The organism is Pacificimonas flava, assembly GCF_000342165.1.
Taxonomy (GTDB): Bacteria; Pseudomonadota; Alphaproteobacteria; order Sphingomonadales; family Sphingomonadaceae; genus Pacificimonas; species Pacificimonas flava.
This window is the reverse complement of sequence record NZ_AMRV01000001.1, coordinates 165,031-189,202: the sequence shown is the minus strand read 5'-3', so window position 1 is coordinate 189,202 and position 24,172 is coordinate 165,031. Positions and strand designations below refer to the sequence as shown.

Annotated in this window: 24 protein-coding genes; 11 read left to right on the top strand and 13 right to left on the bottom strand. The window is 62.7% G+C overall.

Annotation, left to right across the window (positions count from 1 at the left end; genetic code table 11):
• Positions 1-220 precede the first annotated feature (220 nt).
• Positions 221-928: an SDR family NAD(P)-dependent oxidoreductase gene (locus tag C725_RS00885; protein WP_008599560.1), complete on the top strand. Its 708-nt coding sequence runs from the start codon at positions 221-223 to the stop codon at positions 926-928.
• Positions 929-947: 19 nt separating this feature from the next.
• Here the strand turns inward: C725_RS00885 and C725_RS00880 are convergent, their stop codons facing one another.
• From C725_RS00880 to C725_RS00865, 4 genes are all read right to left on the bottom strand, one after another.
• Positions 948-2,813 carry an ABC-F family ATP-binding cassette domain-containing protein gene (locus tag C725_RS00880; protein WP_008599559.1) on the bottom strand — a complete coding sequence of 622 codons (1,866 nt, stop codon included), beginning with the start codon at positions 2,811-2,813 and terminating at the stop codon, positions 948-950.
• 110 nt (positions 2,814-2,923) lie between these two features.
• Positions 2,924-4,246 (bottom strand): M20/M25/M40 family metallo-hydrolase, encoded by a 1,323-nt coding sequence (locus tag C725_RS00875; protein ID WP_008599558.1) that lies wholly within the window; start codon positions 4,244-4,246, stop codon positions 2,924-2,926.
• Between the two features lie 136 nt (positions 4,247-4,382).
• Positions 4,383-5,357 carry an NADPH:quinone oxidoreductase family protein gene (locus C725_RS00870; RefSeq protein WP_008599557.1) on the bottom strand — a complete coding sequence of 325 codons (975 nt, stop codon included), beginning with the start codon at positions 5,355-5,357 and terminating at the stop codon, positions 4,383-4,385.
• Positions 5,358-5,397: 40 nt separating this feature from the next.
• A complete protein-coding gene (locus C725_RS00865; protein WP_008599556.1) occupies positions 5,398-6,303 on the bottom strand; it encodes a hydrogen peroxide-inducible genes activator in 906 nt (301 codons plus the stop codon).
• Positions 6,304-6,457: 154 nt separating this feature from the next.
• Between C725_RS00865 and C725_RS00860 the strand changes: the two genes are divergently transcribed.
• Entirely contained in the window at positions 6,458-7,000 is a 543-nt protein-coding gene (locus C725_RS00860; RefSeq protein ID WP_008599554.1) for a peroxiredoxin, read from the top strand.
• 95 nt (positions 7,001-7,095) lie between these two features.
• The gene (ahpD, locus tag C725_RS00855; RefSeq protein ID WP_008599553.1) at positions 7,096-7,617 is read left to right on the top strand and encodes an alkylhydroperoxidase, AhpD family; all 522 of its coding nucleotides are present in this window, start codon (positions 7,096-7,098) and stop codon (positions 7,615-7,617) included.
• Here the strand turns inward: ahpD and C725_RS00850 are convergent.
• Positions 7,614-8,369, bottom strand: coding sequence for a sulfite exporter TauE/SafE family protein (locus C725_RS00850; protein WP_038281173.1), 756 nt, complete (start codon positions 8,367-8,369; stop codon positions 7,614-7,616). The genes ahpD and C725_RS00850 overlap by 4 nt on opposite strands.
• 129 nt (positions 8,370-8,498) lie before the next feature.
• Between C725_RS00850 and epsC the strand changes: the two genes are divergently transcribed.
• A complete protein-coding gene (gene epsC, locus C725_RS00845; protein WP_008599551.1) occupies positions 8,499-9,188 on the top strand; it encodes a serine O-acetyltransferase EpsC in 690 nt (229 codons plus the stop codon).
• Positions 9,189-9,193: 5 nt separating this feature from the next.
• Positions 9,194-9,541 (top strand): DUF2794 domain-containing protein, encoded by a 348-nt coding sequence (locus tag C725_RS00840; RefSeq protein ID WP_038280970.1) that lies wholly within the window; start codon positions 9,194-9,196, stop codon positions 9,539-9,541.
• 33 nt (positions 9,542-9,574) lie between these two features.
• Here C725_RS00840 and C725_RS00835 read toward each other — a convergent pair whose 3' ends face one another.
• The 7 genes from C725_RS00835 to C725_RS00805 all read right to left on the bottom strand — a co-directional run bounded on the left by C725_RS00835 (position 9,575) and on the right by C725_RS00805 (position 16,906).
• Positions 9,575-10,474, bottom strand: coding sequence for an SDR family NAD(P)-dependent oxidoreductase (locus C725_RS00835; RefSeq protein WP_008599549.1), 900 nt, complete (start codon positions 10,472-10,474; stop codon positions 9,575-9,577).
• 72 nt (positions 10,475-10,546) lie between these two features.
• Positions 10,547-11,248, bottom strand: coding sequence for a phosphate regulon transcriptional regulator PhoB (gene phoB, locus C725_RS00830; protein WP_038281171.1), 702 nt, complete (start codon positions 11,246-11,248; stop codon positions 10,547-10,549).
• Between the two features lie 18 nt (positions 11,249-11,266).
• On the bottom strand, positions 11,267-11,977 hold the full coding sequence (gene phoU, locus C725_RS00825; protein WP_008599547.1) for a phosphate signaling complex protein PhoU: 711 nt from the start codon (positions 11,975-11,977) through the stop codon (positions 11,267-11,269).
• A 32-nt stretch (positions 11,978-12,009) separates the two neighbouring features.
• Positions 12,010-12,819: a phosphate ABC transporter ATP-binding protein PstB gene (gene pstB, locus C725_RS00820; RefSeq protein ID WP_008599546.1), complete on the bottom strand. Its 810-nt coding sequence runs from the start codon at positions 12,817-12,819 to the stop codon at positions 12,010-12,012.
• Positions 12,819-14,126, bottom strand: coding sequence for a phosphate ABC transporter permease PstA (gene pstA, locus C725_RS00815; protein ID WP_038280967.1), 1,308 nt, complete (start codon positions 14,124-14,126; stop codon positions 12,819-12,821). The genes pstB and pstA overlap by 1 nt, the downstream gene beginning before the upstream one ends.
• Entirely contained in the window at positions 14,119-15,504 is a 1,386-nt protein-coding gene (pstC, locus tag C725_RS00810) for a phosphate ABC transporter permease subunit PstC (protein WP_008599544.1), read from the bottom strand. The genes pstA and pstC overlap by 8 nt, the downstream gene beginning before the upstream one ends.
• Positions 15,505-15,700: 196 nt before the next feature.
• Positions 15,701-16,906: an ATP-binding protein gene (locus tag C725_RS00805; protein WP_008599543.1), complete on the bottom strand. Its 1,206-nt coding sequence runs from the start codon at positions 16,904-16,906 to the stop codon at positions 15,701-15,703.
• A gap of 318 nt (positions 16,907-17,224) precedes the next feature.
• Between C725_RS00805 and C725_RS00800 the strand changes: the two genes are divergently transcribed.
• From C725_RS00800 to C725_RS00785, 4 genes are read left to right on the top strand one after another with little or no spacing between them, the layout of a single operon-like run.
• Positions 17,225-17,761, top strand: coding sequence for a hypothetical protein (locus C725_RS00800; RefSeq protein WP_008599542.1), 537 nt, complete (start codon positions 17,225-17,227; stop codon positions 17,759-17,761).
• A 10-nt stretch (positions 17,762-17,771) separates the two neighbouring features.
• Complete coding sequence (locus tag C725_RS00795) at positions 17,772-18,047, top strand: HPr-rel-A system PqqD family peptide chaperone (RefSeq protein WP_008599541.1); 276 nt, start codon at positions 17,772-17,774, stop codon at positions 18,045-18,047.
• The gene (locus tag C725_RS00790) at positions 18,044-18,928 is read left to right on the top strand and encodes an HprK-related kinase A (RefSeq protein WP_051051174.1); all 885 of its coding nucleotides are present in this window, start codon (positions 18,044-18,046) and stop codon (positions 18,926-18,928) included. Before C725_RS00795 ends, C725_RS00790 begins: the two co-directional genes overlap by 4 nt.
• On the top strand, positions 18,925-20,013 hold the full coding sequence (locus C725_RS00785) for a nucleotidyltransferase domain-containing protein (RefSeq protein WP_008599539.1): 1,089 nt from the start codon (positions 18,925-18,927) through the stop codon (positions 20,011-20,013). Before C725_RS00790 ends, C725_RS00785 begins: the two co-directional genes overlap by 4 nt.
• Here C725_RS00785 and C725_RS15600 read toward each other — a convergent pair.
• Entirely contained in the window at positions 19,901-20,605 is a 705-nt protein-coding gene (locus C725_RS15600) for an HAD hydrolase-like protein (protein ID WP_038280962.1), read from the bottom strand. The genes C725_RS00785 and C725_RS15600 overlap by 113 nt on opposite strands.
• A 79-nt stretch (positions 20,606-20,684) precedes the next feature.
• Here C725_RS15600 and glmU point away from each other — a divergent pair, with 79 nt between their 5' ends.
• Together glmU and glmS are read left to right on the top strand one after the other, a co-directional pair.
• Positions 20,685-22,049, top strand: a complete 1,365-nt coding sequence (glmU, locus tag C725_RS00775; RefSeq protein WP_008599538.1) for a bifunctional UDP-N-acetylglucosamine diphosphorylase/glucosamine-1-phosphate N-acetyltransferase GlmU — start codon at positions 20,685-20,687, stop codon at positions 22,047-22,049.
• 3 nt (positions 22,050-22,052) lie between these two features.
• A complete protein-coding gene (gene glmS, locus C725_RS00770) occupies positions 22,053-23,879 on the top strand; it encodes a glutamine--fructose-6-phosphate transaminase (isomerizing) (RefSeq protein WP_008599537.1) in 1,827 nt (608 codons plus the stop codon).
• Positions 23,880-24,172 lie beyond the last annotated feature (293 nt).

Below are 24,172 nucleotides of genomic sequence, written 5' to 3'. Positions count from 1 at the left end.
CCTGCCCCTTCTTTCGCAATCTTGCGAATATCGACCGCGATCCTCAGCGCGCCCGCGACCGTCTTTGCCGATCAACCTGCTAAACGTCCATGGGTTGCAGGCCGCCGGCAGATCCGGCGTGGTTGATCGGCGCACGGCGCTGCGCCATGGCAGGATTCCAGGGCTGCGGATCTTCTGCGCGGCCGCAAGATATCGAATATGACGAATTGGGAGCAGATCATTGGCAGGCATTCTCGTAACCGGCTCCACACGCGGCATTGGCGCCAGCATCGCGCAGGCGCTTGACGGCAGTCCGCTGACGGTCGTCCGGCACGGAACGCGCACCGCGGACGATATCATCGGCGCCGACTTCACGAAGCCGGACGCCGCAGCACATCTGTGGCGGCAGGCTCTGGACGCTGCGGGCGGCGAGATCGATGTGCTGGTCAACAATGCGGGCCTGTTCGATAAGGTGCCGCTGGATGCCGATGATGACAGCTGGTCCGAAGGCTGGGCCCGCGGCCTCGCGATCAATCTGCAGGCGCCCGCAGACCTCAGCCGCCTTGCCATCCAGCATTGGCTGGAACGCGGCGTTCCGGGCCGTATCGTCAATGTGGCAAGCCGTGCTGCGTATCGCGGTGACGGTATCGACTACGGGCACTATGCCGCAGCGAAGGCGGGTATGGTCGGCCTCGCTAAAACTCTTGCCCGCAACTACGCGCAAAGGGGCATTCTCGTTTATACCATCACTCCGGGTTATGTGATGACGGGGATGGCCGAGGACTATCTGGCAAGTCGCGGCGGATCTGAACTGCTGAAAGACATACCGCTCGGCCGGGTCGCAGAGACTGAGGAGATCGCGAAGGTCGTGAAATTCTGCGCCTATGACGCGCCGGCTTCGATGACCGGGAGCGTCATTGATGTGAACGGCGCCAGCTTCGTTCGCTGAGGCGCGGGGCTGGCGCTGTTCAGGCTGCGTCTTCCAGCGCAGCTTCCGCTGTCAGCCAAGCCTCCTCCGCCTCTCGCAGTTCGGCCTCGACCGCTGTGCGGCGCTTCATCAGGTCCGCGATGGCGGCGCCGTTCCCTGAAATCGCCGGATCGAGGACAGCCTGGTCGATGATGGCAATGTCGCGGGTCAGCGCTGCGACGCGCTTTTCCGCGCTCGCCACTTCCCCGCGAAGCGTTGCAAGGATTCGCCGTGTATCTGCGCTCTGCGATTTCGTCGAAGTCTTCCGCGGCGGCGCGGCATCCTTCGACCCAGCGCGTTTCGCGGGTGTGCGGCCGAGGACCAAACTCGTGTAGTCCTCCAACGTGCCGTCGAAATTCTCGGCGGTTCCATCGGCAACCAGCACCAGCCTGTCCGCAACCAGCTCGATCATGTGCCGGTCATGGCTGACGATGACGACGGCGCCCTGGTAGTCGTTCAGCGCCTGCACAAGCGCTTCCCGCGTGTCGACATCGAGGTGGTTGGTCGGCTCGTCCAGGATCAGAAGGTGCGGCGCGTGACGTGTAATAAGGGCAAGGGCGAGCCGCGCGCGTTCGCCGCCCGATAGACTGCCGACCCGCTGCGTCGCGCGTTCGCCCGAGAAGCCGAACCGGCCAAGCTGCGCGCGGACTTTGCTCTGCTTCTCGCCCGGCATCTGACGCGTCATATGCTCAAGCGGGGTCGCGTCCGTCTCAAGCTCCTCCACCTGATACTGGGTGAAATAGCCGACGGTCATCTTGCGCGAGGCATTCATCTCCCCGTCCATCGGGCAAAGCTGCGCCGCCAGCAGCCGGGCCAGCGTCGTCTTGCCATTGCCGTTCTTGCCCAGAAGGGCGATCCGCTCGTCCGGGTCGATGCGCAGGTTCAGGCGCTTCAGGATCGGCCGCTCATCATATCCGACAGAGGCCATGTCGAGCGTGATCAGCGGCGGCTTCAATTCAGGCGAGCTGGGAAATTCGAACGACAGGCTGGGATCTTCGAGGGCGGCGGCGATCGGCGTCATCTTCTCCAGGGCCTTCATGCGGCTTTGCGCCTGCTTCGCCTTCGATGCCTTGGCGCGCCATCGATCGACGAACGCCTGCAGCTTCTCTCGCTCGACCTCCTGCTTGCGCCGCGCGGCCCCCGCCTGCGCCAGATGCTCGGCGCGTTGCCGTTCGAAGGAATCGTACCCGCCGACATACATCTTCGTGCGGCCATTCTCGACATGCAGGATATGATCGACGACGTTGTTCAGAAGATCGCGTTCGTGGCTGATGACGACCAGGGTCGCGCGGTAGGATTTCAGGAAATTCTCCAGCCACAGCGTCGCCTCCAGGTCGAGGTGATTGGACGGCTCGTCGAGCAGCAAGAGATCGGGCTGGGAGAACAGGAGCGCCGCGAGCGCCACGCGCATTTTCCAGCCGCCGGAGTAGCTGTCGAGCGGGCGCCCCTGCATGTCCTCGTCGAACCCCAGCCCAACGAGGATTCGCGCCGCGCGCGCTTCCGCCGAATAGGCATCGATGGCGTTCAGGCGCTCGTGAATGTCGCCAAGGCGGTGCATGTCCCTGCACGTTTCGCTCTCGGCGAGAAGCTCGCTTCGTTCCCGGTCGGCAGCGATAACGGTTTCCAAAGGCGTCGCGGTTCCGCTCGGCGCCTCCTGCTGCAAATACCCGATGCGCGCCGTGCGCGGCATGTCGATGTCGCCTTCATCGGGATCGATCTCTCCGATCATCACCTTCATCAGCGTTGACTTGCCGGCACCGTTTCGGCCGATCAGACCGACGCGGCTGCCGGGCGGAATTGCAGCGCCCGCACGGTCGAGGATGGTTCGCCCACCCAGGCGAACGGTAATGCCATTCAGATTCAGCATGCCGGGGCGAATAGCACAGGCAATTGCGAACGCACAGCAGCGCACATTTTTCAGAAGGCAGAGCCTGCACGGCGCGCCATCGGGGCTCGCCGGATTGCAATCCCGATGGATTAGTCGCGAGGCTCCTGTGAAAGCCGGCTCATCAGAACCGCCACCCGCTTCGCTTGCTTCGGGATCGAATCGAGGTCGATATATTCGCCGTCAGCGTGCGAACGGCCACCGCTGGTTGCGAGCCCGGCAAGCGCGGCATCCACATCCTCAGCCACGAAACTGATGTCCGCAGCCCCTCGGCGGGCAGGATCCCATTCCCCCATCTCCGCCAGTCCCAGATCCCGGTTCACGCCATTCAGACGTTCCAGGAGCGCGCGATTTGCGGACGTGGGCGCCATGGGTGGATAGCCGTCTTCGGAAAACTCCATCTCCGAATCCGTGCCCGGAAGGTGGTCGGCGACGATCGCCTGCATGCGCTGACGGATTCGCGCATCCTGTTCCTGGGTCAGCGTACGCAGATCTCCGCGTGCGATCGCGGTTTCGGCGATGATATTGGTTTTGCCGGAGGCGTTTACGGCAAAACCCTGCGCATCGATCTCGGCCGGCGTACCCCCCGCCATGACGCCGACATTATAGGTCAGGTTTTCCTCTGGCAGGTCGCGCCGAAAGGCATCGAGGATGCGTGCCAGTTCATAGATCGCGCCATAACCCGCACTTTCGGAGAAGATGCCGCTGGAATGCCCCGTCTTGCCGCTGGCACGGATCGTCCAGCTGGTCGATGAGCGCCTGGCGGTGGTGCCGAAATCCTTGCCATCTTCCCGCGAAAGCCCCTCGAACCCCAGCGCGACGTCTGCCCATTCACCGGCCGCGATCAGATCGCGCCGCGCCAGTTCCAGAGGTGTGCCCGGGCGCTCCTCGTCACCCGTCAGAACGACCTTGATATCGGCGGCATCGAGCGTGCCGGCCGCATGCATTGCCTGGAGGGTCGCGAGGATGACGGCAATCCCGCCCTTGTCGTCGCCGACGCCGGGTCCCACGGCACGGCCAGGCTGTTGCGGGTCGACGCTATAGGCCTGGAAGGCAGAGCTCGGTTCGAACACCGTGTCGAGATGACCGATCATCAGCATGCGCTGCCCTTGGCCATTGCCAATATGCGTCGCGACTAGGTGCCCGGCGCGGCCGGTTTCGCTCATGTCGATCCATTCGACATCGAAACCCAGCGGTTCCAGTTCACCTCTCACCATTTCGCCGAGACGGGTTACCCCCTGAAGGTTCAATGTACCGGAATTGACGTTGACGATATCTTCCAGAAAGGCCTCGACGTCCCCCCGGTTTTCATCGACGGCAGCGGCGATCGCGGCTTCCGAAGTGCTGAGTTCGGCGGATGCGGGGGATGCTGACAGCAGGGCGGCGGCCAGCAGGGCGGGGGAAGACAGGTTCATCGAGGCTCCGAACTGAAGAGAACGCCCTTTGGATCAGGCAAGTGACGACAAAAGATCAGGAAAGAGGCCCTGCCGCAACCGGGAGCGAGCGAGCCGGGACATTCCTGCCGCGTCGCCCGCCCTGCCCGTCGCCCGCTCATATCTCGATCAGCACCTTGCCCATCGCCTTCCGGTCCATCATCCACCGGATCGCTTCCCCGCCCTGCTCAAGCGGAAATCGCTTCGAAACATGGGGCTTCAGCTTTCCGTCCTTCAGCCAACCCAGCAGTTCGGCCATGTTCGCCTGATGCACCTTCGGCTCTGTTGCCGTGAAGCGCCCCCAGAAGACACCCACAATGGCGGCGCCCTTGATCAGCGTCAGGTTCAGCGGCAGCTTCGGAATCTCGCCGCCCGCGAACCCCACGACCAGATAGCGGCCGTTCCATGCAATGGAGCGAAAGGCCGGCTCCGCGAACTTGTCGCCGACCGGATCGTAGATCACGTCCGGGCCCGCACCGCCCGTGGCCCGCTTGATCCCCTCGCGCAGGTCCTCCTCGGTATAGTTGATCGTCTCGTCCGCACCATATTCGCGGCAAAGGTCGAGCTTCTCCTGCGTGGACGCGGCCGCGACCACCTTCGCCCCCATCAGCTTGCCAATCTCGACGGCGGCCAAGCCCACACCGCCAGCCGCGCCCAGCACCAGCAACGTTTCCCCGGCTTGCAGATTCGCGCGTTGCTTCAACGCGTGGTGAGAGGTGCCATAGGTCATGGTGAAACCGGCCGCGATGTCGAAATCCATCTCGTCCGGAATCGGAATCACACGGCTCGCGTCGATTGCGATCTGCTCCGCAAACGCGCCGTTGCCGCACATGACCAGAACGCGGTCACCTTGCTTCAGATGGGTCACGCCCTCCCCGACCGCGTCCACCACGCCCGACGCCTCTCCCCCAGGGGAGAAGGGCAGCTCCGGCTTGAACTGATAAAGATCGCGTATGATGAGCGTGTCCGGGAAATTGACGCCTGCCGCCTTCAGGTTGATCCGCACCTGGCCCTTGCCCGGTTCCGGCGTGGCGACCTCCTCCACGACGAGGTTTTCAGGAGGTCCATGTTCCTTGCACAGCAATGCCTTCATAGCGGATCGTCCTCCTCGATTGGTTCAGCTTTCCTTTGGACTAGGCATCCGCCCCGCCTGCGTCGACCAGCGCTTTCGCCAGCATGCGGAACTCATCCTCCCGGGGAGAGGAGCGGCGCCAGACCAGCGCGATCTCCCTCGCCGCGTCCGCTTCGGCGAGTGGCCGCGCGACAACCTCCGTGCCCGAAAGAATGCCGGCATCGAGCGCCATTTGCGGCACCAGCGTCAGCCCCAGCCGATTGTCGACCATCTGGATCAGCGTGTGCAGAGACGTGCCGATGACCGATGCCTCCGTTCGAAACTCGGGGCGCTTGCACGCGGCAAGCGCGTGCTCCTTCAGACAGTGGCCGTCCTCCAGCAGCAGCAGTTGATCGCCGTCTATGGCGCCAGCCTTCACGCTGTTCCTGGCGACCACCTCATCGTCCTTGTGCGCTGCCACGAAGAATCGATCTTCAAACAGAATCTCCGCTTCGATATCACCGCACCCATAGGGCAGCGCCAGCAGAACGCAGTCCACCTGCCCCTTGTGAAGCGCCTCGCAAGCCGCCGCGCTTGGTTCCTCCCTCAAAAACAGCCGCAGACTGGGATACTCCGTGCGCAGACGCGGCAGGATGCGAGGCAACAGAAACGGCGCGATCGTCGGAATGACTCCCATGCGCAGATCGCCCGTCAGCGGTTTCGATTCGGCATGGGCAAGCGCGGCGAGATCTTCGGCATCGGCCAGCACGCGGCGAGCCTTTTCCGCAATACGCTCGCCCAGCGGCGTGAACCGCACCACCCGCCGCGTACGCTCGACCAAGCTGGCATCGAGGAGGGTTTCAAGCTCCCTTATGCCCGCAGAGAGCGTCGATTGCGTCACAAAGCTCGCTTCTGCCGCGCGACCAAAATGCCCGTGATCGGCCAAGGAAATCAGGTATTGAAGCTGCTTTAAAGTGGGCAGATGCATGATCGCATTCCTCGATCAAACCTTAAAATAAAATTCATTGGCTAGATAAGGGAACCATGCCCATATGCAAGCTCGTTGGTGCGGTGAACGACGCGCTTTGGGCGTGCCGGACATTTCGCACGTGAATTTTCAACCAGACTGGAGACAGATTTATATGCTTACTGTTGGCGACAAGCTTCCCGAATTCAATGTTCCGGTTCAGCAGGGCACGGACGCGCTGCCGAATGACGAGCGCCTGACCGACAAGGATTTTGACGGCAAGTGGAAGATCCTGTTCTGGTGGCCGAAGGACTTCACGTTCGTCTGCCCCACGGAGATCGTCGGCTATGGCGACCTGAAGGACGATTTCGAGGATCGCGATGCCGTTCTGATCGGTGGTTCCATGGACACGGATTTTGTCCACTTCGCATGGCGCAAATCGGATGAGCGTCTTGCCAAGGCCGACTTCCCGTGGATCGCCGACAATAAGGGTGAGCTGGCCCACGCGCTCGGTATCGTCGACAAGAACGCCGGCGTCGCGCTGCGCGCCACCTTCATCGTCGATCCGGACAATGTGATCCAGCACATCACGATCAATGGCCTGAACGTCGGTCGCAATCCGAAGGAGACGCTGCGGATTCTCGATGCGCTGCAGACCGACGAGCTTTGCCCCTGCAATTGGGAAGAAGGCCAGGACGTTCTGAAGCCCGCCGCTTAAGCGCGAGCTTCCCTGAACCTTTCGGAAAGGGGCGGCGCCGTTCATTCGTCGCCGCCCTTTTTTTATCCAAATTCCGTGTTTCGAAGGAGACATTCATGTCTGCAATCAAGGATCTGGCGCGGGAGCTTCCCGATTACGCCAAGGACACCAAGCTCAATATCAGTTCGATCATCGGCGATGGAATGGTCGACGATCAAAAGAAATACGGCCTGCTCGTCGCATGCGCCCACGCCACCAGCTACGGCCCGCTGATCGACGCCGTAGAGACTGATGCCGCCGAAGTGCTCAGCGAAGAGGCGATGAACGCGGCAAAGGCTGCCGCCTCGCTCATGGCGATGAACAATATCTACTATCGGTTCACGCACCTGGCCGGGAACGATGAATATGCGAAGATGCCGGCAAAGCTGCGTATGAACGCGATGGCCAATCCGGGCGTCGACAAGCTCGATTTCGAGCTCTGGTCGCTCGCCGTCAGCGCGATCAACGGCTGCGGCATGTGCATCGACAGCCACGAGAAGGTGCTGATCAAGGGCGGCATGAACTCCGAGACCATTCAGTTCGGCGTTCGGACCGCTGCTGTCGTCTTCGCGCTGGGTCGCACGCTCGCCGCACTCTAACCAAAGGCCCTCCAGATCCCGTAGGCGCTGGTTCCGATGATAACCGCGCCTGCGAGGATCAGGAGCAGCCGAGCCGGCAGGTGACGCGCCGCGACCGGGCCGAGTGGCGCGGCAAGGGCTCCGCCCAGGATCAGTCCCAGAGTGGCGGTTGTGAACGCAGCCATGCCAAGCGACAGGATAAAGGTCACGCTGATCGTAACCGTCAGGAAGAACTCGGCGCTGTTTACCGTCCCGATCGTCGTGCGCGGACTGGTGCCCTGTATGAGCAGGTTCGACGTGACCACGGGGCCCCACCCGCCCCCGCCGGCGGCGTCCAGAAAGCCGCCGGCGAAGCCGATCGGCGCCACGAAACGCGGTCGCTTCGGCGTGGGCGGATAACACAGCGCGCGGACAAGAAGCACGATTCCGACAATCAGCAGATAAGCCAGAACGAAAGGCTTTACCGTGGACGCGTCGAGCGAACTGAGAAGATACGCGCCCGCGGCGCCCCCGATCAGCCCCGGCAGGACCAGACGCCGAAACAGGCCCCAGTCTATGTTTCGGTGAAGGGCATGGCCCAGTCCCGATAAACCGGTCGTGACGCACTCCGCCAAGTGGACGCCCGCGGACGCCGCTGCCGGCGGCACGCCGAAGCCGATCAGCAGGGTCGATGAGATGACGCCAAACGCCATGCCCAGCGCGCCGTCTACCAGTTGCGCGGCGAAACCGATCAGCACGAACGGCAGGATCGCCACTGCAAAGTCCGCGACCATGATCAGCGAGGGAATTTCTTGCAGTGAGCGGGTAAGCGCGACAAAATCATCCGCATAAGAAAGCCGCCCCTTTCGAATATGGCCCGGTCTGCCCATATGGTCGGCCAAGCCGCGAGCAGGAGACATCGCATGTTCCGCGAAATCGTCCAATATCTGGATAGCGTGAAGGCACGCGACCCTGCGGCACGTTCGAGGTGGGAAGTTCTCTTATATCCAGGGGTTTGGGCGCTCGCGGCGCACCGTCTGGCAAATTTTCTTTATCGCGGCGAACTGTTTCTGCTGGCGCGGATCGTCAACCACGTCGCGCGAATGTTTACCGCGATCGATATTCATCCGGGTGCGACCATAGGGCGAAATTTTTTCATCGACCATGGGTTCACCGTCATCGGGGAAACGGCGCAGATCGGCGACGATGTCACCGTCTATCAATGCGTGACCCTGGGCGGCACCAACCCCGCCAATGGTATTCGGGGCAAGCGGCACCCGACCCTGGACGACGGCGTGATCGTCGGCTCGGGAGCGCAGATTCTCGGCCCCATTATAGTTGGGAAACGGGGGCGGATCGGTGCCAATGCGGTCGTCACCCGCGACGTTCCGGAGGGCGCGACGATGGTCGGGATCCCTGCGAAACCGGTTCCTATCGCCGCGGAAAACTATGCCGCGGACTTCATTCCCTATGGCACCCCCTGCAGCGAGAAGTTCGATCCGGCGACGCAGCAGATCGAGATCCTGCGCTGCGAGTTGCGGGCGCTTCAGGAACGCATCGATGACTACGACCATGGCCGCAGCGGCGATCGCGACCGGCGGCAGCACGGATAAGCGCGATCTCCGGCAACGTCACCCCGCTCTTCCCGAACGGACAGCCACGATCGCAAACGCTGTTCGATCGGCTGGAACTGAACCTCATCATGAACCTGTACGGCCGCATGGTGGCGGCGGGGCACTGGCGCGACTATGCTCTTGATATGGAACGGGACGAAGCCCGCTTCTCGGCATTTCGCCGGACGGCCGACCGGCCGGAGATCGCCATCGTGAAACGCCCTGCGCTCGCCCGTAAGCAGGGCGCCTATATACTCGTTGGAGAGGCGGGCCAGATCCTGAAGCGCGGCGACGACCTGAAAGCGCTTCTGGCCCCGGTGGAACGCCGGCTCGTCAAGCTGATCGACGCCTGAGCACCTGCCGCACAGCCGGCGCCCCGGCAGCGATCAATTCAGTTCGTCCTGACGACCCATCACAAGCGCCCCCTGCTCCGCGCCGGATTGCGGAACGGTTTCCCCGCTCCTGTCGGTGATCTCGGCAAAGCGGGACGCGATCGTCTCGGCGGTGCGCTCCTCGTCCTTCAGCATGATACCCTTGGTCAGCGTAACATGCGCGGCATGATAGCCGCCTGCGCCCGCGCCAAGGATCGTGTTGGTCGGCGCCTCGTCCGAGGCCAGAAAGACAACGGCAGGAGCGACCTTTTCCGGCGCGTAGATCCCCAGCATCTGTTCCGGCATGATGTCCTCGGTCATGCGGGTTCCGGCGACCGGAATGATGCTGTTCACATGAATATTGTTCTTCGCGCCTTCAATGGCGAGCGACTTCATGAACCCGACGAGGCCGAGCTTCGCCGCGCCATAATTCGTCTGACCGAAATTACCGTAGCAACCGGTGGAGGAGCCAGTCATGACGATACGTCCGTAATTGGCATCCCGCATATGCTGCCAGACGGCCTTCGTGCAGTTGACCGATCCCATCAGGTGCACGTCGACGACGAAGGCAAAATCGTCGAGCGTCATCTTTGCGAACGTCTTGTCGCGCAGCACACCGGCATTGTTGATCAGGATATCGATGCGTCCCCATTTCGCCATGACATCGTCGACCATGGCCTGCACCGCATCGCGATCGGTGACACTTGCCGAGTTCGAGATGGCGGTGCCGCCGGCAGCTTCGATTTCCTCGACGACGGCAGCGGCCGCGCTCGAAGAGCCGCCGGTGCCGTCGCGCGCCCCACCGAGATCGTTGACCACCACTTTCGTCCCGCGCGCGGCGAGTGAAAGGGCGTAGGCGCGGCCCAGACCGCCGCCGGCTCCGGTTACGATGGCGACGCGATCTTCGAAATTCATGTCAGGCTGCTCCCTCGATTATCTGCGCCTGTCCTACCCTGTCGGCCGGGCGGCGGGGACCCTTTGATTTTGTCAGGCAGGCCCCTGCCCGCCTGCATCAAGCGCATAACCCGCCGAGCGCACGGTCCGGATGATATCGGACCGTCCCCCTGTATTGATCGCCTTGCGCAAACGGCGGATGTGGACATCGACCGTACGCTGCTCCACATACACGTCGCGTCCCCATACGGCGTCGAGCAGTTGCTCGCGACTGAACACGCGCCCCGGATGTTCCAGAAAGTGGCGAAGCAAGCGGAACTCGGTCGGCCCGAGCGAGATGGACTCTCCGCCCCGCGTGACCCTATGTGCACCGAGATCCATCTCGATATCGTCATAGCTGAGCGATGCCCCCGCAATGGCAGGGCGCAGGCGACGCAGGACCGCATTGACGCGTGCGATCAGCTCGCGCGGGCTGAACGGCTTCGTGATATAATCGTCCGCCCCGGTTTCCAGCCCGCGAATACGATCCGCTTCCTCGGTGCGCGCCGTCAGCATGATGATCGGGACGTTCTGTGTGTCCGGACTGCGCCGCAAGCGTCGGCACACTTCGATGCCGGACAGGTTCGCGATCATCCAGTCCAGGATGACGATGTCCGGATTTTCCTCTTGCGCAAGGACGAGCGCTTCTTCGCCGTCCTCGGTCTGAACGGTCGCGTAACCTTCCTTCTCGAAATTGTAGGTCAGGAGCTCGACGAGGTTCGTATCATCCTCGACGATCAGCACTTTCGGATTCATCTTGCGGTTTCCCATGGGTCAGAGCGGAAGGGTCAGGCCGGTCGCATCGCCGCCCTTCGGACGTTCGCCGAGATGTTCGCCGGTCGCGCTGTAATGCACCATCTCCGCGATGTTGGTTGCATGATCTCCCACGCGTTCCAGGTTCTTGATGATAAAGATGAAGTGCGTGGCCGATGCCGTTTGGTTCGGATCCTCCGCAATTTGCGAAAGCAAAGCCTGGAACAGGCTCTCATAATAATCGTCAATAGCCTCGTCGCCGTCCGCGACCTGCTGTGCCAGGGCCGGGTCGCGCTGGGCGAACGCGCGCATGGAATCGTCGAACAACGAAGACGCCATGCGGGCCATTTCCGCGATACCGGGATGCACCTCCCGGCTGACGCCGCCGACGAGAACCTCCACCCGGCGCGCACAGTTCTTGGCATAGTCGCCGATGCGTTCGATGACCGATCCGATCTTCAGCGCCGCAATGACCTCGCGAAGATCCCCTGCCATGGGCGCCCGGCGGGCGATGATGGAAATCGCGAAGGACTCCGCCTCCATCTCCATCTCGTCGAGGCGCTTGTCACCCTCCGCGATCCGGTGCGCCGTCTCCACATCACCGGAAAGCAGCGCGGCAATGCTGTCGTCGAGCTGTTGACGCGCATAGCCGCCCATCTGTCCAATCCGGGATCGCAGCGACCGCAGATCGTCATCGAAGGATTTGACCGTATGGCCGGGTTGCGATGTCATCGTTCGTCCCTCCTACCTCCGTCTGGTGAGCGTCAACCAAAGCGGCCGGTGATATAATCGCGGGTGCGATCCGCGCGCGGATTGGTGAAGATTTCCTCCGTGGGACCGTATTCGACCAGATTTCCAAGATGAAAGAAAGCCGTGCGTTGGGAAACGCGGGCCGCCTGCTGCATATTGTGCGTCACGATGACGATCGCATAACGACCCCGTAGTTCGTCGATCAGTTCCTCGACCTTCGCGGTCGCAATGGGATCGAGCGCCGAACAGGGTTCATCCATCAGGATAACCTCTGGATCCACGGCGATGGCGCGGGCGATGCAGAGGCGTTGCTGTTGCCCGCCGGACAAGGCAGTGCCGCTTTCGTCCAGCCGGTCCTTGACCTCGTTCCAGAGGCCCGCGCGCGTCAGACTGGTCTCGACGATACGATCCATATCGGACTTGGAGTCCGCGATTCCGTGGATTCGGGGACCGTAGGCGATGTTCTCGTAGATCGACTTCGGAAACGGATTGGGCTTTTGGAACACCATCCCCACGCGGGCACGAAGCTGAACGACGTCCATGCGCGTGTCGTAAATATTCTCGCCGTCGAGTTGGATGTCGCCCTCGACCCGGGCAATGTCGATCGTGTCGTTCATGCGATTGAAGCAACGCAGAAATGTCGACTTGCCGCAGCCCGAAGGGCCGATGAACGCCGTCACGAAATGCGAGTCGACATCGATGGAGACCCGGTCGACGGCTTTTTTCGCGCCATAATAGACGCTGACGTCGCGAGCCGTCATCTTGGAGTCGTTTGCGAACTTCAACTCGTCGTGAACCACGGTCTCTTCCGGGGCTTCGGCCATTACCAGCGCCTCTCGAACTTGTTTCTCAGATAGATGGCGACGCCGTTCATGGCGAGGAGGACGGCCAAAAGCACCATGATCGCTGCCGACGTCTTCTCGACGAACCCGCGCCCGACCTCGTCCGACCACAGGAAGATCTGCACCGGCAAAACCGTGGCCGGCTGGGTCACACCGCCCGGAATATCTGAGACGAAGGCGCGCATGCCGATCAGAAGCAGCGGCGCCGTCTCTCCGAGCGCGCGGCTGATGCCGATGATCGTGCCGGTGAGGATGCCCGGCAACGCGACGGGCAGCACGTGATGCGTGATCACCTGCAGGCGCGAGGCGCCGATGCCGAGCGCGGCATCCTTGATGGAAGGCGGGACGGACTGAAGAGCGACGCGCGCCGAAATGACGATCACGGGCAGCGTCATCAGAGCCAGCGTGAGGCCGCCCACCACTGGCGCGGAGCGCGGCATGCCGAAGAAATTCAGGAAGACCGCAAGCCCGAGAAGACCGAAAATAATGGAGGGCACGGCCGCAAGATTGTTGATTGACACCTCGATAATGTCGGTCACGCGGTTCTTGGGCGCATATTCCTCAAGATAGATAGCGGTCATGACACCGATCGGAAAGCTGATCGCGAGGGTAACGAGGATCGTCAGCACCGAACCGACGAAGGCGCCCCAGACGCCGGCGAGTTCCGAGTTGGTCGAGTTTGCCTTTCTGAGGAACCCGCTATTGAAGCCGAGCCGCACCGCGTCGGCCGAGCGAAGCTGGCGGTAGTCCGAAATCTGCTCCGCACTGACGCCCCGACGTTCCGGCGGCATGTCGAAGTCGATATGCCCCTTCGCCAGCAGGTCTACATAAGGTGCGGCCACCAGCCACAGCCGCTTCGTCTGACCGAGAAGCTCCGGATCGCCGCGCACTTCGTCGCGAACGGAAAGCCACGCACCGTTGCTGAGCATCGTCGCGGACCCATATTGTTCACTGGCGGCGTCGCGTACGAGCGCGCGAAAATTCGCGCGGTTCAGCATGGCCTGCGCGTTTGGACCCTGCAGATCAGCTTCGGATAGCCCGAGCCGCGCGGGATCGAAGTCAACCTCGACGGCGACTTCGGCGCGCTGGAAGCCGCGCCACCCATCGCTGACGATCGTGATCAGCAAAAACGCCAGGAAGCCGGCGGCGATCGTCAGGGCCAGCAAGCCGAGAGCGCGGAAGCGCCGCTCCCGCGCGTAGCGTCGGCGCACGCGCCTCCTCATCGCTTCGGAATGCCACGCCGTCGGCCCCCGCCCGATCTGTTCGTCCTGCGGCACCGCGCTACTCATAGGCCTCCCGATAGCGCTTCACCACGGCAAGCGCGTAGATGTTCAGAAGAAGGGTGACGATGAAGAGCACCAGGCCAAGAGCGAAAGCGCTCAGCGTTTTTGCCGAATCAAACTCCTGATCCCCGGTCAGCAGCTGCACGATCTGGGCCGTCACAGTCGTGACCGATTCGAGGGGATTTGCCGTAAGGTTCGCAGCCTGCCCTGCCGCCATGACGACGATCATCGTTTCCCCGATCGCCCGGCTGACCGCGAGGAGAACACCGCCGACAATGCCGGGCAGCGCCGCCGGCACCAGCACACGCTTGATCGTTTCAGACGGTGTTGCGCCCATGGCAAGGCTCCCGTCACGCATCGCGCCTGGAACGGCCGAAAGCGAATCGTCGGCCATCGAGGAAATGAATGGGATGATCATGATCCCCATCACCGATCCGGCGGCCAGCGCGCTTTCGCTGGATGCCCCCGCAATCCCGATGGACATGGCAAAGTCGCGCACCGCGGGAGCCACCGTCAGCGCTGCAAAATATCCGTAGACCACGGTGGGAACGCCAGCGAGGATTTCTAGAAGGGGCTTCAGGACCTTCCGCGCGCCAGGCCGGGCATATTGCGTCAGGTAGATCGCCGACATCAGCCCAAGCGGGATCGCCACGAGCATTGCGATGACGGCGCCGATGAAGATCGTTCCCCAGAACAGCGGGACAGCGCCGAACGCACCCGTCGAACCGACCTGATCCGAACGGATCGCCGTTTGCGGCGACCAATGCGTTCCAAAGATGAACTCCAGCGGCGATACGCGACTGAAGAATTCCAGGCTCTCGTACAACAGCGAAAGTACGATGCCAAACGTCGTCAGGATCGCCACAAGCGAAGCCACGGCAAGCAGGATCGTTGCGATGCGCTCGACATTCGTCCGCGCGCGAAAATCAGCCTTGCTGTGCATCCAGGCATAGCCCCCGCCGATCAGCGCGAGCAATATGGCAAGGCCACCGATCAGGAGCGTCCATTGCGACTGCGTCTGCCGATAGATCGGCACGGCAGCGGCAACATTTGGATCGAAGGCCGCGGCGATCGTACCGTCGACGACCGCGCGCAATTCGCCCAGAAACGTCTCCCGGGCGATCCCGGCGGCAGGGCGAGCAGCCTCCGGCAGCTGCGCCAATGTCTGCGATGCGACGATGTTGCCGCCGATTATGCTCCAGACCGAAACGAGAAGAAGCGCGGGAAGCAACGCCAGCACGAAGGCCCATGTGCCATGATAGACCGGCCGCGAATGCAGCCGCGCACCGTCTGCCCTGCCGAACGCGGCCGCTCGCATTCGGGCCGCGGCGTAGGAGGCGATGGCAAGCACCAGCACGACAAGGGCAAATCCACCTAGCGACATGTGCGCGTCAATGCCCCCGACCTTCCGACCCTACGTGACGTGTACGAATGAACGACGCGTCCGCTGCGCGCCGGCTTAGTCATGCCGGCGCCCCCGCGCCGCGATGGCGCCCACATGACGGCGGGGCTTTGCAGAATTGTGACACAATACGCAAATTTCGCGGTGCCAGCTGGGCGGCTTTCGTCGACCCGGCTTGTCATGCCGAAGGGGCGGCGGGCAAACTGAAAGAAACGGCGGTGCCGTGACCGAGCTCGGAACGGATCTCCAAACGTCCGCGGTGGCGCTCCACAATGTGCTTCACGATGGCCAGGCCGAGCCCCGTTCCGCCCATGCGGCGGGACCGACCGGGATCGACGCGATAGAAGCGTTCCGTCAGGCGCGGGATATGCTCAGGGGCGATTCCCTCACCCTGGTCGCGAACCGTGACGCTAACTCCGCCCTCTATCCGCCTTGCTGCCAGGAGCACCGGCGTTCCCTCTCGCCCATATTTGAAAGCGTTCGACACCAGATTGCCGAGAACTTGAAAAAGCTGATCGCGGTCGGCGAGCACCAGCGGCAGGTTCGGCGCAAGCTCGACGTGCAGTTGGTGCCCCTTCGATTCGCCCAGGGGGCGCATGGTTTCGCTAAACTCCACCACGATCTGTTCCAAGTCGGTGGGATTGCGGGGCCGAACGCTCTTGTCGAGTTCGATGCGGGAAAGAGACAGCAGATCGTCGATGAGGCGGGTCATGCGCGCCGCCTCGTCCGCCATCAGACCCAGAAATCGCGTACGCGCCTGATCATCGTCGGCTGCGGGACCCTGCAAGGTTTCGATGAATCCCGACACGGTCGCAAGCGGCGTCCTCAGTTCATGACTGGCATTGGCCACGAAATCCGCACGCATCCGTTCGGCGGCCCGCTGCTTCGAAATGTCGACGAAGTTCAGGAGCAGCCGCCCCTCCTCCATCGGCGCAACGCGCAAACGGTAATGCTGCCCCGCACGTCCGAGACCGTCCAGCTCGCGTACGGCGTCCTCGCCCGATGACAAGGATTGCTCCAACGTCTCGAGCGCGCCGGGATGCCGCATGACAAGGCGCAGATCCTCTCCCGCAACCCGCCCAAAGAGATCCTGCGCCGCCCGGTTCGCAGCCACAACCGTACGGTCGGCGGCGGCAATCAGGGCTGCATCCTCGAACACCTCGAGCGCGACGACGTCGTCCGCCAACCCCAGCGGCGCTGCGGCGGGCGCGCCGATCTCCTCGCGCTTCGAGCGCCATATGAGACCGGGCAGGAGCACGATGCCGAGGCCGCACGCGATTACGGTCAGCGCATATTCACGAATGCCGAGACCGTAGCCGGCCGCTCCAATCAGGGCCGCCAGGACGTAAAGACGGGGACGGTGCTCGATGAGAATGTCGTTCACCTTTCACGGACGATATTCAAAGCGTCATATCGAAGGACTGTCCGCAGTCATAGAAGGTGTCGGTAAAATTGACAGAACTCGCATTGCCAGCACAAAAAAGGCTCTGCTTACCGTTTGTTATTGTTATGGTATGAAAGTTGCTATTCTTGCCTGCGAAGTAAGTTGGACAGTCGCATCTGCTCGGCTCGCCCAGCCTCAAGGCTGGGATCTCGCGGAAAAGGGCTTCGGCCCGGTGCGGCCGGGTATTGCGCGATGGAAGAACTGGGCCTTGGAACAGAGGCCTGCACGTGCGAAAAGCTGGAATAGAAGATGACGGATATGAACGAGCGCACGAACGAGAATGAACGGGCAGCCGAGCGCGCGTCCGAGGATGGCAAGGTGGAGTCGCGCCGCCGTGTCCTGAAGCTTGGCGCGTTGGCGGTGCCGGCGGTCGCCACCCTTTCCCCAAATATGGCGATGGCGACCTATGGGGGCGGCAATGGCGGCGGCTCGCCCCCCGTGGGCGGGGCGGGCGTATCGCTGATGGCCTGCACCGTGCCCATGCCGGAGTTCATCGACGAAAAGGGCTTTCCGGTCGATCGACGTGAAGTCGTGCGAAAGAGCAACGGCAGATATTATCGGAAGAATGAAAAGGACAAATGGCTGCTCGTTTATAGCGGGCCCGCCGAGGGCAGCTATTCGGGCCAGCAGATCAAGGATGCGCTGACGAGCTGGAGCCCGCCGCCCGGCGTCGGCCAGCAGGAATTTCAGGCGCATGTCGAGTATCTTACGAAAGTCCGCTATCAGCAGGTGAACGGCGCGGGGCTGACCTGCCTCATTTCCTTGACCAGCAATCTCGACGCTTACCGCGCATAAGAGCCGCCCCGTGCGCTTTCGGCCGTCGCGGGATATCCGCGTCGAGCGGCTTGCCGACATGACGCTCGTTTTCCACCGCCTGTCGGGGGAAACTCATATTCTATCGCCAGAAGCCGAGGCGATCCTGCATGCCGTACCCATGGGCGGGGCGGACGGCCCCGCTGTCGTGGAGACCCTGAGCGTGGATTTCGATATCGTGTCGGCGGATTCGCCGGGGCCGGACGAAACGATCCTCGCCCGCCTCCAGGAACTCGCCGATCTCGGCATTCTGCAACGCTGCCCGTGACGCCGCATCATATGCGGGTCCAGATCGGCCCGGCCGTCTTCGACCTTCGCTCCCCATTCGCCGATCCGATTCAGGCGGCGCGAACGCTTTACAGGGATTACCCGCTGGGCCTCGACGACGAAATCTACGATTTCGCAGTGGCTGCCATACCCGCTTCGCCGCTTCGCCGATTCTTGCGTCCGTCGCTGGTCTTCGAGGCCGATCATATGGTCGACGACATCGTCCCCCTCGACGCGTCGCTGGCGCTTCTCGGATTTGAGATGGCGATCAACCTGCAGATGGCACTCGGCTATCGGCGGGACATCGTTCTGCATGCCGCCTCTGCCGAACGCGACGGACAGGGTATCCTCATCACGGGTGAATCGGGTGCAGGCAAGAGCACCCTGTCCGCGCTTCTCAGTTATAGCGCCGGCTGGCGCCATATGGGCGATGAACTGGCGCTGCTGTCGCTGGAGGACGCGCCGCACCTGAAGCCCTACCCCCGTCCCATCGGCCTGAAAAATCGCAGTATCGAGGAAATGGCCGCCCGCGCGCCGGCAACGCGTTTCGGGCCCCGGCTTGAAAATACGGTGAAGGGTACGGTGCAGCATCTCCTGCCGCCAGTAGGCGCTATCGCGGCGATGCAAAGGTTCGCGCCCCCTGCCCTCATCGTTGCGCCGCACTATCGGGAGGGCGCTGAACCCGCCTATTATCCGATGAGCGAATCCGCCTGTTATCTAAGACTTTCTACTGCGTCGACCAATCAGTTGAAACTCGGGGAACGGGGGTTCGCCGCTCTCGTTTCCGTCGTGCGGAGCGTCCCGGCATACGATATCGTCTACGGCAAAAGCGAGGATGCCCTTGCCCTTGTCGACCGCCTGTGGACGGAGCACAGGCGATGACGCCCCCGGCGGAACTGCTGCATCATGCACTCGTCCAGCCCGAAACCATGGCCGCGCTCCAGCCCAGGGACTGGAACGCGCTCATCCGTGCGGCCCGATCCGAAATGCTGCTCGGCTCGCTCGCCCATGCTGCCCGCGGCATCCAAGTTCCTGCAAAGGTTTCGGCGCTCTTCGCCGAGGCAAGCGACGGCGCGGCGATGAACCAGAACGCCATCCGCTTCGAAATCGAGCGCATGGAAGAGGCGCTGGCGGGCTCCGGCATTCCCGTTCTGCTGATGAAGGGGGCGGCCTATATGCTGGCGGACCTGCCGCCACTTCCCGGCCGGCAGATCGGCGATCTCGACGTCATGGTGCCGGCAGCGCGATTGGCCAAGGCGGAGGCCCTGTTGAAGGCGCATGGCTGGCAATCCGTGAAGCCGCGCGGCGGCTATGACGATCAATATTACCGCGAGTGGATGCACGAACTGCCGCCGCTGGCTCATGAGCGGCGCGGCAACGTCATCGATCTTCACCACAATATCATGCCGCGCACCGCTCGCCTGTCCCCCCGCCCGACCCGCATGTTCGAACACGCCGTGCCGGTTACGAGCGTCCTGTCGGTCATGGGTCCGGAGGACATGCTCCTTCATGCCGCTGCTCACCTCGCCTATGATGGAGATTTCCAGGGCGGAGCGCGCAACCTTTGGGACATTGACCGCCTGACTCGGCACTTCGCATCCCTGCCGGACTTCTGGACTCGCGTGCAGGCGGTAGCCCACGATCAGCAACTGAAAGCGCCGTTGGCGCGCGCGCTGCGCCTGGCGGCGGAGCTCTACGGCACGCCGAGTCCGTCATCCCTGCGCGGACGTAGCGACATCGTCGACCTCCTGGCGCTGCGAAAGCTTCGAGGCCTCGACGAATATGGCCAGCGCCGCACGCCGATAAGCGATTTTCTCCTTTTCGTGCGCGGCCACTGGCTACGAATGCCGCCGTTCATGCTGGCGCGGCATCTGACGACCAAATGGCGGGCGCGCAGGCGCGAAGCGCGTCTGGAAGGTCGCTCCACGAATCGATCTCGGCGTCCGCCGCAAGCTCCTGTGGGGTAAGGTCGAGATAGCCGAATCGGCACAGGACGAACGGTATTCCCGCGCCATGCGCCGCTTCGCTGTCCGCCGAGGAATCGCCGACATAGGCGGAACGCGCGGGATCGGCTCCGGCCATACGGATCGTTTCCAGAAGATGCCGGGGGTCGGGCTTGCGGACCTCCAGACTGTCCCCGCCCAGAACGGCCTGAAAGCGCGATGTCCAGCCAAGCGCCTCGACGAGCGCCTTTGCAAGATGGAGGGGCTTGTTCGTGCACACCGCCAGAACGGCGTGACCCGCAAGCGCGTCCAGCACCTCGTTCGTCCCTTCCCACGGCCGCGAACCATCGCAAATGTGGTCTGCATAATGGTCCAGGAAGATCGGCACGCCTTCATCCAGCATCGCCTCCGTCCCGCCGCCGGTCAGTTCCAGACCCTTCTCGATCGTACGCCGGGCGCCGCGTCCGACCATGTCGCGAACCTGTTCAGGATCGACGAACGAGCGCCCGAAATGCGCAAGGACAGCATTCATCGCTCCGGCAAGATCGGGCGCGGTGTCGACAAGGGTGCCGTCGAGATCGAAGGCAATACACGATTTGGAAGCGTTTCCTGACATAGGCCGATGGCTTGTAGAAATCCGCCGCGTTTCACAATAGGCGGTCCGAAACCCAAGGGGAGCGTTCAGAGGGAACCGAATGAGCCAGCGTCCGATCGCCGCCATTATCCTTGCCGCCGGCAAGGGCACGCGCATGAAATCCGATCTGCACAAGGTCCTGCACCCCGTTGGCGGACGGCCCATGCTGCTCGGCCTTCTGGATGAAATGGCCAGCATCGAACTGCGCCGCGTGGTCGTGGTCGTCGGCGCGGGTGCCGATAGCGTCAGGCAGGCGGCCGGTCGCAGCGGCGTGGTCTTTGCACATCAGACGGAGCAGCACGGCACTGCGCATGCCGCCCTGCAGGCAAGGGACGCTCTCCAGGATTTCGCCGGCGACGTTCTCGTCTGTTTCGGCGACGTTCCGCTGCTGAAGGCGGCGACGGTCGCGCGTATGCAGGATCGTCTGAACGCGAAGGATGCGCCGGCCTGCGTCGTCCTTGGCTTCCGCCCGAGCGATCCGAAGGCCTATGGCCGTGTCATCGCGGACGAAGGCGGTCAGATCAGGAAAATGGTCGAATATAAGGACGCGACGGAGGCGGAGCGCGCCTGCGACCTTTGCAATGCCGGTCCGCTCATGGCTCGGGGCGAGGAGCTCTTCGACCTCTTGTCCCGCATTTCCAACGACAATGCCCAGGGCGAATATTACCTGCCGGACGTGGTCACGGTCGCAGCCGGCGGCGGTCGCGCCGCCGCCGTGGTGGAGGCGCCGGAGACCGAGGTCGCGGGTGTCAACGACCGCCGGGATCTCGCAGCGGCCGAGGCGTTGTGGCAGGCCGAGCAACGCGAACGGGTGATGCTTGCCGGCGTGACCTTGCGCGATCCCGGCAGCGTGTTCTTCTCTTACGATACCGAGATCGAGGCGGATGTCCTCGTCGAGCCGAACGTGGTTTTCGGCCCCGGCGTCCGCATCGAGCGCGGCAGCACGATCCGCGCCTTCAGTCATATTGAGGGGGCCCATGTCGGCCCGAGCTGCGAGGTCGGCCCCTATGCCCGCCTGCGTCCCGGTGCCCGCATGGAGGCGGGCGCCAAGGTCGGCAATTTCGTGGAAATGAAGAAGGCCGTTCTAGGGGCGGGCGCCAAGGCGAACCATCTGACCTATCTGGGCGATGCGGATGTCGGTGCCGGGGCGAACATCGGCGCCGGCACCATCACCTGCAATTATGACGGATTCTTCAAGTACCGGACCCTGATCGGGGACGGCGCATTCATCGGGTCGAACAGCGCGCTGGTTGCGCCCGTCAAGATCGGTGACGGCGCCATCGTCGGCGCTGGGTCGGTCGTGACGAAGGATGTGGACGTCGGCGCGCTGGTCGTCGCGCGCGGCCGCCAGGAGGTTCGGAGCGACTGGGCAAGGCGCTTCCGGGAAACGCAGACCGCCAAGAAACAGGCGGCAGGGAAAGACTGATCTATGTGCGGAATTATCGGCATTGCTGCGCGGCGGAACGTGGCGGACGAGCTCTACGACGGGCTGAAGCGATTGGAGTATCGCGGCTACGATTCCGCTGGCATCTGCACGCTGTCCGACGGTGAGCTCGAACGCAGGCGCGCCGAGGGGAAGCTGCATAATCTGCGCACAAAGCTCGACGAGGCGCCCCTTTCCGGCACCATCGGCATCGCGCATACGCGGTGGGCGACGCATGGCGCGCCGACGATGGGGAATGCCCATCCCCACGCCACCGATCATGTCGCGCTCGTTCACAATGGCATCATCGAAAATTTCAAGGCCCTGCGCGAGGAACTGATTGCGGCTGGCCGCACCTTGGAGAGCGAAACCGATTCAGAGGTGGTCTGCCACCTCGTAAGCCGGGAAATCGAAGCCGGGGCCAGTCCGGAACAGGCCGTCCAGACGGTGCTTCCCCGCCTGCGCGGCGCCTTCGCTCTCGCCATGATCTTCACCGGTCATTCCGACCTGATGATCGGCGCGCGCAAGGGATCGCCGCTCGTGCTCGGCTATGGCGAGGATGAGGAGATGTACCTCGGATCCGATGCCCTGGCGCTGGCCGGTCTGACCCAGCGTATCTGTTATCTGGACGAGGGCGACTGGTGCGTCGTGCGCCGGAGCGTCGCAGATATTTACGATGCGGAAAATCGACCGGCAGACCGCGATATCGTGCACTCCGGTGCCAGCGCTGCCGCGGTCGAAAAGGGCAATTACCGCCACTTCATGCTCAAGGAAATCCACGAGCAGCCGATTGTGGTCGCGCAGACGCTGAAATCCTATCTGCGGCCGCTTGAGGAACAGGTGGCCCTGCCCGACATGGAATTCGACCTGTCCGGGGTCACGCGCGTCTCCATCGTCGCCTGCGGCACGTCATCCTACGTCGGCATGGTCGGCAAATACTGGATCGAACAGTTCGCTCGCGTTCCGGTGGAAGTCGACGTCGCGTCCGAATATCGCTACCGCGACCCGGTGCTGGAAGAGGGTCAGCTTGCGCTGTTTATCTCCCAGTCCGGCGAGACCGCGGATACGCTTGCCGCCATGCGCCACTGCAAGGAGGCCGGGATCACCACGGCCGGCATCATCAATGTCCCGACGTCCACAATGGCGCGAGAGGCAGACCTTCTGATGCCGACCCATGCCGGCCCGGAAATCGGCGTCGCGTCGACAAAGGCGTTTACGTGCCAGCTTGCCGTCATGGCGGCCTTCGCAACCAACCTCGCCCGCGCGAAGGGGCGCCTCCCCGCGGATGAGGAACGCGAGATCGTCCGGCATTTGCAGGAAGTTCCGGAGTGCATGAATGCCGCGCTGGAGCGTGAGGATGTCATCGAGAAGGTCGCCGCCTTCGTCGCGAAAGCCCGCGACGTGCTCTATCTGGGGCGTGGCCCGGATTATCCCATGGCGCTGGAAGGCGCTCTCAAGCTGAAGGAAATCAGCTACATCCACGCAGAGGGCTATGCGTCCGGCGAGATGAAGCATGGTCCCATCGCGCTGATCGACGAGACTGTCCCGCTTATCGTTCTCGCGCCGTCAGGCCCGCTGTTCGAGAAGACGGTTTCGAACATGCAGGAGGCGCAGGCCCGCGGCGCCCAGGTCGTGCTGATCTCCGACGACACCGGCATCGACGAGGCCGGTAACGATGTGATCGAATATGTCCGCATGCCGAAGGTACACCCCCTTATCGCCCCACTCGTCTATGCGATTCCGGTCCAGCTTCTCGCCTATCACGTGGCTGTCGCAAAGGGCACGGACGTCGACCAACCCCGGAATCTTGCTAAGTCCGTTACAGTCGAGTGATACACCTCTGAGAGCTTTCGACTGTTGTAAGAGGAAATATTTCTTTCACTTACAACATAGCCTTCATGTCACAGTGTTAACAGGAACAGATTTTTAATATTTACCTTTATTGTCAGAATGATGAGCTGCTCCGAAATCAAAGAATATAGATAGTTCTTTTGGACTGCTATACGAGCTAAAATCGCCCTGTTTAGAACCCGGCAATGAAACTATTGGCGCCATCCTCTTGAAACGGATAGGTCACGTTTTGGCGCCCCTCTGCAGGCATGATTTTTGAGGATGTGCATTCCGCT